At 71.7% G+C, this 11,737-nt stretch carries 9 protein-coding genes and 2 pseudogenes; 5 read left to right on the top strand and 6 right to left on the bottom strand.

Annotated features, from left to right (window positions below; genetic code table 11):
* Positions 1-194: 194 nt before the first annotated feature.
* The gene (locus ABZ914_RS35895) at positions 195-1,466 is read left to right on the top strand and encodes an HNH endonuclease signature motif containing protein (RefSeq protein WP_500198727.1); all 1,272 of its coding nucleotides are present in this window, start codon (positions 195-197) and stop codon (positions 1,464-1,466) included.
* Positions 1,467-1,767: 301 nt separating this feature from the next.
* On the opposite strand, the gene ABZ914_RS35900 is transcribed toward ABZ914_RS35895, so the two are convergent.
* The gene (locus tag ABZ914_RS35900; protein ID WP_500198728.1) at positions 1,768-2,004 is read right to left on the bottom strand and encodes a DUF397 domain-containing protein; all 237 of its coding nucleotides are present in this window, start codon (positions 2,002-2,004) and stop codon (positions 1,768-1,770) included.
* Between ABZ914_RS35900 and ABZ914_RS35905 the strand changes: the two are divergent.
* Positions 1,984-2,351, top strand: a pseudogene (locus ABZ914_RS35905) (transposase); the annotation flags it as partial. The gene ABZ914_RS35900 and the pseudogene ABZ914_RS35905 sit on opposite strands and share 21 nt — an antisense overlap.
* Before the next feature lie 132 nt (positions 2,352-2,483).
* Positions 2,484-3,053 (top strand): annotated as a pseudogene (locus ABZ914_RS35910) (LysE family translocator); the annotation flags it as partial.
* Between the two features lie 331 nt (positions 3,054-3,384).
* On the opposite strand, the gene ABZ914_RS35915 reads toward ABZ914_RS35910, so the two are convergent.
* Positions 3,385-4,059: a TetR family C-terminal domain-containing protein gene (locus ABZ914_RS35915; RefSeq protein ID WP_500198731.1), complete on the bottom strand. Its 675-nt coding sequence runs from the start codon at positions 4,057-4,059 to the stop codon at positions 3,385-3,387.
* 100 nt (positions 4,060-4,159) lie between these two features.
* On the opposite strand from ABZ914_RS35915, the gene ABZ914_RS35920 reads away from it, so the two are divergent.
* A complete protein-coding gene (locus ABZ914_RS35920; RefSeq protein WP_500198733.1) occupies positions 4,160-5,026 on the top strand; it encodes an alpha/beta fold hydrolase in 867 nt (288 codons plus the stop codon).
* A 213-nt stretch (positions 5,027-5,239) separates the two neighbouring features.
* A complete protein-coding gene (locus tag ABZ914_RS35925) occupies positions 5,240-6,838 on the top strand; it encodes a CehA/McbA family metallohydrolase (RefSeq protein ID WP_500198735.1) in 1,599 nt (532 codons plus the stop codon).
* Between the two features lie 42 nt (positions 6,839-6,880).
* Here ABZ914_RS35925 and ABZ914_RS35930 read toward each other — a convergent pair whose 3' ends face one another.
* From ABZ914_RS35930 to ABZ914_RS35945, 4 genes are all read right to left on the bottom strand, one after another.
* A complete protein-coding gene (locus ABZ914_RS35930) occupies positions 6,881-9,031 on the bottom strand; it encodes an acyl-CoA dehydrogenase family protein (RefSeq protein WP_500198736.1) in 2,151 nt (716 codons plus the stop codon).
* A 72-nt stretch (positions 9,032-9,103) separates the two neighbouring features.
* A complete protein-coding gene (locus ABZ914_RS35935; protein WP_500198738.1) occupies positions 9,104-9,520 on the bottom strand; it encodes a VOC family protein in 417 nt (138 codons plus the stop codon).
* A gap of 47 nt (positions 9,521-9,567) precedes the next feature.
* Positions 9,568-10,254, bottom strand: a complete 687-nt coding sequence (locus ABZ914_RS35940) for a YoaK family protein (protein WP_500198741.1) — start codon at positions 10,252-10,254, stop codon at positions 9,568-9,570.
* Positions 10,255-10,342: 88 nt separating this feature from the next.
* On the bottom strand, positions 10,343-11,656 hold the full coding sequence (locus ABZ914_RS35945; RefSeq protein ID WP_500198742.1) for an AI-2E family transporter: 1,314 nt from the start codon (positions 11,654-11,656) through the stop codon (positions 10,343-10,345).
* Positions 11,657-11,737: the final 81 nt, after the last annotated feature.

Below are 11,737 nucleotides of genomic sequence, written 5' to 3' on the forward strand. Positions count from 1 at the left end.
TGCCCCGCCCCCGGGTCGCGCCACCCCACCACCCCCTTCCGTCAGGGACGAAGCCTCCCTTGCGCGAGGCGCAAAAAGCGGCAACAGGCTACGAGACCCGGGCTGCCTTTCCCGCCCAAAAAATACCGAGAAGAATGTGACCCGAACAGCCTCGAACGGCCTCGAATGTCGGTCACACAGGGTACTATTTACGTATGCAATCAGTGACGGTCGAACTTGAGAACGCGTCCACCATGGAACTGGTGAACGCGCTCTCAACCATCGCCACTGAACTCGCATCGCGAGAAGCCCCCGAATCAGCGGCCGCGTGCCTAGAACTCACCGAAACACTTGTGACCGCGTCCGATATGCAGGAAAGTGCGCTCGCCGGATTCATCGGCCGAGTCGACGCCACCGGAGAACCAGCCCGGTGGGGATATCCCTCCACCCAGGCATGGCTGCGATCTCGACCCGGCATGCGCGACAGCCGCGCCAAAGAGCGCCTCACCCTCGCCCGGCAACGCCACCGCCTACCGGAAGTCTGCACACAGCTCGCAGCCGGGGAACTGTCCTACGGCTACGCCACCACCATCGCCGACTCGGTCGCCCGCCTGGATGACACCGACTGCGCTGAGGCAGAGACGACGCTGCTGGGCTTCGTCGACCAAGGCTTCTCAGCCGGGAAGGTCGCAGCGTTCGGCCGCCGCATCCGCGACCTCATCGCCGAACGCGACGACACCGAAGACGCCCCCGACGAGGACACCAAACGCGGCTATGACAAGTCCTGGCTCACGACCACGCGTTCACTGGACGGCGGCCGCTACGTCAAGGGCTGGCTGAACCCCGAAGACGCCGCGATCTGGGACGGCACCCTCGCTCCGCTGGCCAAGCCGGCCGGACCTGACGACCGCCGCGACCTCGCCGAACGCACCGCAGCAGCGCTGTCCAGCGTGCTCTCGGGTGGACACAAGGCGTCCAAGGTCACCGTCATCTGCGACCTGGAGACGCTCACCGGAGGCAACGCCCCGGCCCGCCTCACCGACGGCACCCCGATCCCCGCCGCCCAGGCCCGCCGCATCGCCCTGGCCGCCGGAGTCTCACCCCTCCTGCTCGGACGCGGAAACACCCCGCTCTACCTCGGCTACCGCGAACGATTCGCCAGCGCAGCACAACGACAGGTGCTAGAGACGCTGTACTCCTCCTGCGCGGTACGAGGCTGCGAAGTGCCCGGGACGCTGTGCGAGATCGACCACGTCCACGGATGGGCACTCGGCAACAGCCCCACCGACATCGACCAACTCGCACTCACCTGCGGATGGCACAACCGCTTCAAACACACCAACCCCGACCAGATCCACATCACCAAGGATCAGGACGGGCGCTACGTCTACCGGCTCCTGCCACCAGCCGACGCCCGACCCGCAACCCGGGCCGGGCCACCGGGCAGCATCGGGCCACCCGGTTCGGCCCTCGACTGGGCCGCATAACGATCACGTCCAACGCCACACCGGCACCCGGCAACGCCGATGTAGCGCCGGTAGCTGTTCTACTCCCGTGGGCGCTTTTCGGGGGCGTGGCTCCAGTGCCAGCGCAGGAACGCGGTTGTCACGATCCGGGCTCGCACCGAAAGCCATCCAGCGTCCGAAGGCAGGGTCCAGACCATCACAGCAAGGCGACGCACGCCCTCCGTGGTGCACAGCGGGCCGACCGGAGGCATGAGGCGGACGGCCCGCCGCGACTCAGCCTTGCGGGGATGCGGAAGACGGTTGAGGATCGCTCGGGCGCAGTTCACCGCACCGCGCGAGGCAGCGCGGGTGACCAACAGAACGGCTCGTCCGGGTCCTTGCTGTCCCGCACCTCCACCGCGTCCACCACCGCCCCGGCCGCATCCGCCAGCTCAACGCAGTCTCCGCCGTTCGCGCCACTGCGTGTGCTTTTGCGCCACGACAGCCGCGCCAGTTCGATGCAGTTACCGCTGGAGGTGCTGTAGCTGCTCTTACGCCAATGGATGCTTTGCAGAGACATGGCTCGGTCGTGGCGAGCTTCAACGAGCGACTGGTTCCCGACGAGTTGTGGGAGCTGTTCCAGCGGGCGGCGCCACCTGCGTCGGCCCGGCCGCAGGGCGGCGGACGGCGCCGGGCCGACGACCGCAACGTGCTGGCCGCGATCGTGTTCGTGGCGAGCACTGGCCGCACCTGAAGGCAACTCCCGCCGATCTTCGGTGCGTCCTGGCAGACGGTGCACCGCCGGTTCACCGAGTGGCCCGAGGCGCGGTATGGGCCAAGCTGCACCGCATCATCCTGGACGAACTGGGCGCGGCCGGCGAACTGGACTGGTCGCAGTGCGCCATCGACTCCGTCAGCGTCCGGGCGGCCCAGAGCCTCGAACACCGCCGGCGCAGTCCACCTTCTGAATCGGCTCACTCGCACTCGATACTTGGAAGATGCTCACCCAGCTGATCGCTTTCGTGGGGTTGTCGGTCGCGGTGATCTGCACTCCCGGGCCCCGACACCGCCCTGACCGTTCGTAACGCCGTGGGCGGCGGGTGCCGTGCGGGCGTCTGGACCGCTGCGGGGGTTTCCCTCGGCCAGGCGGCCTGGACGGTTGCCGCCGCGCTCGGCCTGGCCGGCCTCGTCCACGCCTCCCAGCCGGCCTTTTGGGCTTTGAAGATCGCCGGTACGGCTTACCTGCTCTGGCTGGGAGGGCAATCGTTGTGGAGGGCCTGGCGTGGCCAGAGGCATGGTGGGGAGCGGCAGGATGGACGGTCGCGGCTCTCGGCGGGACGGGCACTGCGCCAGGGGCTGATCAACGACCTCGCCAATCCGAAGATGGCGGCGTTCTTTATGAGCCTGCTGCCTCAGTTCGCCCCCGTGGACGGCGGGGCACTGGCCGCGATGCTCGCCTACGGCTTGCTGTTCTGCCTGCTGACCTTCGTCTGGCTGGCTCTCTACAGCCTGGTTATCGACAAGGCCAAGGACGCGCTCCGGCGTTCGGCGGTTCGCCGTGTTCTCGAAGCTCTCACCGGAAGCGTCTTGGTCGGTTTCGCCGCCCGGCTGGCGCTCACCCCTCGCTGATCAGCCTCGGATCGCGGGCAGATCATCCAGCAGCCGATTCGGATCTGGACAGTGACACCGGCCTATCCGCAGGTACAGAGCGCCACGCTGATGACCGTCCGGAGGCGGTACGGCTTTGGCGGTGCGCCGAGCGGTGATCGGCGGCAAGAACCGGGCCGAGCCCGTCGACGGCAGCCGACCGGGCTCCACCACCCGCCGTTGGCGGTACTCGAAGATCGCGTTGACCGGGCCGGGTGTTCGGTGATGCCGTCGCCCCACAATTGGGTGGGGTGGTCGCGGGTCAAATGGCGATCGCCCCTGTCGGCCACCGGCTCGGTATGCTCCGCCGAGGTCATTCCTGGCTCTGGCCTGGCGCCGATGTGGTCTTGGCGGAGCCGGATGTGGAAGGTCTGGCCGGAGGCTCACTTGGTTCGGTCGGCTGCAAGAGGCGATTGAGAAACTCCTCGACGGCGATCTCCGCGGTGTTCTGAGCGGCCGCTATGTCGTCGGCCAAGGCGATGACCAACGCCATCTCGTTGCCGGCGGCCAGCAGGATGTGCGCGAACGGTTCGACGAGCTGCGCCGGAACGCGTCCGGCGTCGGCGGCCTCCTGTAGGACGGCTTTGAGCATCCCCAGCCCGTACTGCTCCTCGATGGCGCGCCAGCGGCGCCAGCCCAGCACGGTGGGCGCGTCGATCAGCAGGATCCGGCGCACGACCGCGTCGCCCGCGAGCCGGATCCAGGCCAGCTCCGCCGCCTTGAGCAGGCCGTGCGCCTCGGTCGCCCCGCTCGCCCGGGCGGCGGCGAGGGTGGCTTCCCCCACCTTCGCGTGGACCGCCTCCACCACCGCCTCGAACAGGCGGTCCTTGCCCCGGAAGTGGTGGTACAGCGATCCGCGGCTCACCCCGGCGCGCTCGAGGACGGCCTCGATCGAAGTGCCCTCGTAGCCCCGGTCGGCGAACAGCTCGGTGGCCACCTCGATCAGGCGCTGCCGGGTCGCCTGCCCGCGGTCAAGGCGTCGGTCCATGCGTTACCTCCGTTGACAAACCGACAGTCGGTTTATAACTTCTAGACCGACAGTCGGTTTCCTGGGTTGTCGCTGTTCACCCTACGACCACGGAGGCAGCATGTACCTGGCCGGATACGACGATCACCGGCACACCGTGCGCACCCCGTCCGGGACGCTGAGCCATGTGGAGATCGGCACCGGGCCGGCGGCGCTCTTCGTCCACGGAGTGGCCACCAACGCCTACATCTGGCACGACCTGATCCCGCTGCTCGCCGACACACGGCGCTGCATCGCCATCGACCTTCCGCTGCACGGCCAGAGCCCGGCGGCACCCGAACACCCGCTCACCGTCGGCGCGTTCGCCGACACCCTCGCGGACGTCTGCGCGCACCTGTCCCTCGACCAGGTGGACCTCGTCGGCCATGACACCGGTGGCGCGATCGCCCAGGTGTTCGCCGCCCGCCACCCCGAACTGATCCGCACGCTGACGCTGACCAACTGCGAGACACAGGACAACATCCCGCCGGCCGCCATGGCGACCACCGTCGAGGCGGCCCGCGCCGGCCAACTCGCCGCCGCGGCCCCGGACCTCGTCGCCGACCCCGCCGCCGCCCGCGCGATCTTCAGCACCGGCTACCAGGACCAGCGGTATCTGACCCCAGAGCTGGTCGACGCGTTCCTCCAGCCGGTCATGGGAACCCCGGCGGCCGCCGCACGCTTCCAGGACCTGGTCGCTCGGCTCGGACCGGACGACCTGCTCGCCGCCGAGCCGGCCCTGCGGGCACTGCGCGCCCCCACCTTGATCGCCTGGGCGACCGACGACGAGTTCTTCGACATGAAGTGGGCGCGCTGGCTGCACGACGCCATCCCGGGTGCCCGCGACGTCGTCGAGATCACCGGCGGAAAGCTCTTCTTCCCACACGAACGCGCAGCCGAACTCGCGCCGCACATCCGTCGCCACTGGACCGCCGCCGACCACACATGATTGACGGCGGCGGCGCTCCAGGAAGCGGCAGTTCTGCCGGTGCTGGGGAGTGCGGCCGGTCGGCGGGGGTGCGGGCAATCGCGGTGCTCGACCCGTCGTGAGCGAGGGATTCGTCATGTCGGCGACGGCTGCGGGAAATCGGACGATCATCTGGGCTTCGGCGGGGCGGCCGAGCATGCAGGGGTTTTTCCTTCTCGGTGAGTGAGGATGCCCATGTGCCTTGATGGACGATGCGAGCGGCACGCCGCTGTGCTGCCGGCCGGCGACGGCGCGCACACCCTGGACCGGCGGCGGCTGCTGATGGCGGCCGCGACCGGGGCAGCGCTGACCCTTGTCCCCGTCTCCTTTCCCCAGGCGCGGGCTGCGGCGGCGCCTCCCGGAGGGGAGGAGGTCAGCCGTACCGTCACCGGGCACCTGGAGACCGGCGCCGCCGACTTCGTGTACCTGCCCGTCGAGGTGCCGAAGGGCGTGCAGAAGATCGCGGTCGAGTACTCCTACGACAGGCCGGCGGTTCCGGCGGGCACGCCCGGCAACTCCTGCGACATCGGCATCTTCGACCAGCGCGGTACGAAGCTTGGCGGGAAGGGCTTCCGCGGCTGGTCCGGGGGTTTCCGGACCTCGTTCGAGATCAGCGCCGCGGAGGCCACGCCCGGCTACCTTCCCGGCCCGATCGGGGCCGGGACCTGGAACGTCGTCCTCGGCCCGTACCAGGTCGCGCCGCAGGGCATGGACTACCAGGTCAAGATCACTCTGACGTACGGCAGGGACGGCGCGCCGTTCACGCCGAAGTACCCGCCCGCGAGGGCGAAGGGGCGCGGGCGGGCCTGGTATCGGGGCGACGGGCACCTGCACACCGTCCACTCCGACGGCCGGCGGCTCCCGTCCGAGGTGGCGGCGGGGGCGCGAGCGGCGGGGCTCGACTTCATGGTGTCCACCGACCACAACACCTCCTCGTCCCACGGCGTCTGGGGCGAGTTCGCCGGGGACGACCTGCTCATCATCACCGGCGAGGAGGTCACCACCCGCAACGGCCACTGGCTGGCGCTCGGCCTGCCCGCCGGGGAGTGGATCGACTGGCGCTACCGCGCCCGGGACGACGGCTTCGCCCGGTTCGCCCGGCAGGTGCGCCGTTCCGGCGGCGCGGTCGTGCCCGCCCACCCGTACTGCCCCTACGTCGCCTGCCAGTGGAAGTTCGGCTACGACGAGGCCGACGCGGTCGAGGTGTGGAACGGCCCATGGACGTATGACGACGAGTCCGCTGTCGACACCTGGGACGCCAGGCTCGGTGAGGCGGTGCGCGCGGGCAAGGGCTGGCTGCCCGCGATGGGCAACAGCGACGCGCACAGCGAACCGCAGGTCATCGGCCTGCCGCACAACGTCGTGCACGCCGACGAGCTGAGCACCGGCGCCGTCCTGGACGGGATCCGCGCCGGGCGCAGCTGGATCGCCGAGTCGTCGGCGGTGAACCTGGCGTTCACCGCGACCGCCGGAGGGCGGGAGGCGGGCATCGCGGACACGCTCACCGCGAAGGCCGACGCGCCCGTCGACGTGCGGCTGGAGGTGTCCGGCGTGCCGAACGGCACCGTCCGGTTCATCACCGACGAGGGCCAGATGCACCAGGAGTCGCTTCCGGCCTCCGGGAAGGGCACCGTGGGGTGGCGGACGACGACGTCGCTCGCGGCGTACGTGCGGGCGGAGGTCCGCCACCCGATGGCCGACGGCAGCCCGGGCAAGGGCAACACGATGGGGCCGGCCCTGGTGTGGGGCCCGATGGCCGCGCTCACCAATCCGATCTTCCTCAAGCGCGCCTGACGGCGCCGGGGGTTCCGGGACGCCGGAACCCCCGGGCCGCGGTCACTTGATGAGCGGGTCGCGGGGCAGGCGGAGGATCCGCTCGGCGATCTGGTTGCGGGTGATCTCGGACGTGCCGCCCGCGATGGACATGCCGCGCGAGCCGAGCCGCATCCGTCCGGCGACCATGCCGAGGCCCTCGGAGAACACCAGGTCGGGCCCGGCGAACGCGGACAGCAGGGCGGCGGCCGCGTGGCCGTGCTCGGCGAGGACGAGCTTGGTGATGTTGCCCTCGGGGCCGGGCTCGCCGCCCGCGACGGCGCGCTCGGCGCTGCGCAGGTTGAGCAGGCGCAGCGCCTGCGCCTCGGCCTCGTGGGCGCCGACGCGCTCGGCGCCGGCCGGGACGCGGTCCGGGTGCTCGGTGCACAGCTTCACCAGGTCGGGCAGCTGGTAGGAGCCGCCGACGCCGCCGCCGATGCTGACGCGCTCGTTGCCGAGCGTGGCGCGCGCGACCGTCCAGCCCTGGTTGGGGGCGCCGACGACGTCGGAGTCGGGCACGAAGACGTCGGCGAGGAACACCTCGTTGAACTCGGAGTCGCCGGTGATCTGGCGGAGCGGGCGGACCTCGACGCCCGGGTGCTCCATGTCGATCACCATCATGGTGACCCCGGCGTGCTTGGGGGCGTCGGGGTCGGTGCGGACGGTCGCGAAGCCCCAGCGGCAGTAGTGGGCGCCGCTCGTCCACACCTTCTGGCCGTTGACGATCCAGCCGCCGTCGGTCTTCACGGCGCGGGTCCGCACCGACGCGGCGTCCGACCCGGCCTCCGGCTCGCTGAACAGCTGGCACCAGATCTCCTCGCCGAGCAGCGCGGGCCGCACCCAGCGGTCGATCTGCTCCGGGGAGCCGTGCTGGACGATGGTGAGGATGTTCCAGCTGGTGATGCCGTACTGCGGGCGCTTCACGCCGGCGGCCTTGAACTCCTCGTCGATGACGAGCTGGAGCCCGGCCGGGGCCTCCAGGCCCCACGGCTTCGGCCAGTGCGGCTGGACGTAGCCGGTCTCGATCAGCCGGCGGCGCTGCTCGTCGGGGGGCAGCGCGGCGATCTCGCGGGCCAGCTCGCGGACCTCGGCGCGCTTGGCCTCCGCCTCCGGCGGCAGGTCGAGGGTGGTGGCGCGGACGACGCCGGCGGCGAGCAGCCGGGTGACGTCGCGGGCGGCGGCCTCCGGGTCGACGACGGCCTCGATGGCGGCGGCGCGGCGCATCAGCAGGTGCGCGTCGTGCTCCCAGGTGAAGCCGATGCCGCCGTGCACCTGGATGTTCAGCCCGGAGTCGTCGAGGAACGCCGGGACGGCGAGCGTCGCGGCGATCGCGGCGGCCAGCTCGAACTGGTCGGACGGCCCGGACGCGGCGCGCGCCGCGTCCCACACGGCGGCGGTGCCCAGCTCGGCGGCCACCAGCATGTTCGCGCAGTGGTGCTTCACGGCTTGGAACGTGCCGATCGTGCGGCCGAACTGCTGCCGGACCTTCGCGTACTCGGTGGCCGACTCGACGCACTCCAGCGCGCCGCCGACGGCCTCGGCGGAGTAGAGGGCGCGGGCGATCGCGGTGGCGTGGGCGGCGGCGCCCGCGACGACCTCCACGGACGCCCCGTCGAGCCGGACGCGGGCGGCGCGGCGGGACGGGTCGAGGTTCGCGGGCACCTCGACGGTCACGCCCGCCGCGTCCGGCCGGACGATCACCACGTCGTCGCCGGCGGTCAGCAGCAGCAGGCCGGCGAGGCCGCCGCCGAGCACGACGGCCTCGCCGGACGCGGTGCCGCCGTCCACGGTCACCGAGCCGTCCAGGCCGAGGGCGGCCGGGACCTCGCCGGACGCGAGGTCCGGCAGCAGCCGCGCGCGCTGCTCGTCGCTCCCGCGCGCGGCGATCACCGCCGACGCGGCCATGGTCGGGACGAGCGGCCCCGGGGCGGCGGCGCGGCCGATCTCCTCCGCGACGACCACGAGCTCCGGGAGCCCGTACCCGCCGCCGCCGTGCTCCTCCGGCAGGTGCAGGCCGAGGAGCCCGAGACCGGCGAACTCCTTCCAGAACGCCGGAAGGGTCTCCTCGCCGGCCTCCAGCAGCGCGCGGTTCGCGGCGCGCGCGTCGTGGTCGCGCAGGAAAGCGCGCGCCGTCCGCGCCAGTTCGCGATGCTCCTCGCCGATGGCGATCGCCATGGATCCCTCCCAGGGTGTTCCGCGCCTGCGGCGCATGTCGGGTGGTGTGCCGCTCAGCTAATAATTGCTCGCTTACACCCCGTCCTGTCCACCGGCCCCCCGTGGACGCTCCTGGACCACCCACGCGTTGCCGTCCGGGTCGGCGAAGAACGCCATCGTGCTCCACGGCTCCGTCCCCGGCCCCTTGACCTGCACGCCGTTGTCGAAGTGCACGACGTCGCCGACCGGCACGCCCCGTCCGGCCAGCTCCTTGTGCGCCGCGACGACGTCGGAGACGACCAGGGTCAGCCCGCTGAGGCTCCCCGGCGCGCCACCGGTGACCAGGTGGATCGAGCACCCGGAACCGGGCGGGGTGAGCTGGACGATCCGCATCCCGCCGGGGACGGTCCGGTCGAGGTCGACCGCGAAACCGACCTGCTCGCCGTAGAACGCCTTGGCCCGGTCCACGTCGGAGACGGGCACCGGCACGACTTCCAGTTTCCATTCCATGACGGTGATGACGTACGGCGGCGCCGGAAATCATCGCGTCCGCCGGGTCAGTCCGCGGCGGACTCGTCCTCCGGCGGGAGCACGTACGACGCCGGGACCACGATCGCAAGCATCGCCAGCGGGATGAGCACCGCCTCGGCGCCTTCTCCGTTGGACGTGAACCCGGTGGCCACCGCACCGGCCAGGAAGGACGCGAGGACGAGCGCTTGGAGGACGTGCCCGAGGCGGCTCTGGCGCCGCAGCCGGGCGCCGTGCAGGCGGGCGCTCAGATCGACGACGAGCGACGTCATGGTGCCCGTGATGAAGACGGTCGTCACGCCGGACACCCCCAGCCGCGTCACCGCCCCGGCCTGGAGGCCCATCGCCACGCCGGCGAGCGCGATGAAGCCGAACCTCGGCGCGCCGTGCGCCGGTCCGCCGAGCGCCGCCCACCAGCTGAACCAGGCGGCCAGCGGCACCAGCTCGATCGCCAGGCAGGACGCGAGGAGCCGCCGCCCGGACGGGAGGAGCCCGCTCGCGGACGCGCCGAGGACGAAGGCGCCGAGCGCGCAGAGCGACCGGAGCGCGGCTCCGGCCTTGCCGGTGGCGATGCCGATGCCGAGCAGCGCGGTGTTCCCCGTCATGTTCCCGGTGAAGACGTGCCCGAGCCCGAGGTAGCTCACGACGTCGGTGGCGGCGGCGACCACGGCCAGGCCGGGGAGGATGACGGCCCGCCTGGGCGTGGGAAATGCCATGCAGCCGCACTACCCGGGCGCCGCCGCGCCATTCGAGAGGGGCGCGCGCGGCGGAAGGGCTGGTCGGGCGGCCGGTCGGGGCGGGCGGTCAGTCGTCCGGTCCCCGGCGGCCCGTCTTCCCGCCGGACCCGTCGCCGTCGTCTTCGCCTTCCGGCGGCCGCTCGCGCTCGTCGCCCCCGGCGCGCTCGTCGCCCCCAGCGCGCTCGTCGCCCCCAGCGCGCTCGTCGTCCCCGACGCGCTCGTCGCCCCCAGCGGGCCGGTCGTCTCCGGGGGGCTCGTCGCCTCCGGGCGGTTCGGTGGTGGCGGCGGCGACGTCGGGAGGCAGTTCCTCGGGCGGGTCGCGCAGGGCGGGCCAGGCCCGGTACACGACCGCGGCGATCGGCACCGCGACGGCCGCGCCGGGGATGCCGCCGACGATCCCGCCGATGCTGATCGCCAGGATGATGGCGAGCGGGTGGAGCCGGACGAGCCGTCCGACCAGCAGCGGCTGCAGCAGGTGGCTCTCGGCCTGGTGCTCGATGATCAGCACGCCGAGGAAGATCAGCGCGATGAGGCCGCCCTTGGCGGCGAACGCGACGGCGACCGCGAGCGCGCCGCCGACCAGGATCCCGACGATCGGGATGAAGCTCCCCAGGAAGATCACCACGGCGAGCGGCGCGACCAGCGGGACGCCGAGGACGGCCAGCACGACCGCCAGCACGACGGCGTGGATCGCGGCGACCATGACGGTGCCGTGCACGTACTGCGACAGCGTCTCCCAGGCGGCGCGGCCGGCCCGGTCGATGCGGGGGCGGTAGCGGCCCGTCCCGCCGATCGTCCAGTCCCAGATCCGGGCGCCGTCCTTGAGCAGGAAGAACGTGATGAACAGCATCAGCACGATGGCGGCGAGCACCTCGACGGTGACCGCGCCCGCCTGCACCGCGGTGTTCGCGAGCTTGCCGCGCCGCTTCTCCAGGTAGTTGATGCCCTGGTCGATGTAGTTCTGGATCTGGGAGTGCTTGACGTGCAGCGGGCCGGTCTCCAGCCAGTGCTGCAGGGAGCGGGCGGTGGCCTGCACCTCGGTGGCGAGCTTGGGGAACTCCTGGTTCGCCTGGATCCCGACGAACGTGCCGATCCCGCCGAGCACCGCGAGGGCGATCAGCATGGTGATCCAGGTGGCGGCGAGGGACGGCAGCCCGGCCCGTTCGAGCCGGGCGGTGAGCGGGCGCAGCAGCGCGCACAGGAACAGCGCGATCGCGCACGGCAGGAAGACGATCTTCAGCGTGCCGATGATCCACACCAGGCCGTAGCCGACCGCGCCGATGGCGATCAGCCGCCAGGACCACGCCGCGGCCGCTCTGAGCAGGGGCGGTGCCGGCGGCGATGCCGACGCCGCGGACCTGCGGTGCCGTTCGTCGTTCATCCGCGCCCCTCCGCCGGGACGCCGGTCTTCTCCCCCACTCCGGAAACTCTATGCGTCCGGCGCGGCTCAGATGCCGCGCCG

This window comes from Spirillospora sp. NPDC046719 (genome assembly GCF_040645715.1).
Classification (GTDB): domain Bacteria; phylum Actinomycetota; class Actinomycetes; order Streptosporangiales; family Streptosporangiaceae; genus Spirillospora.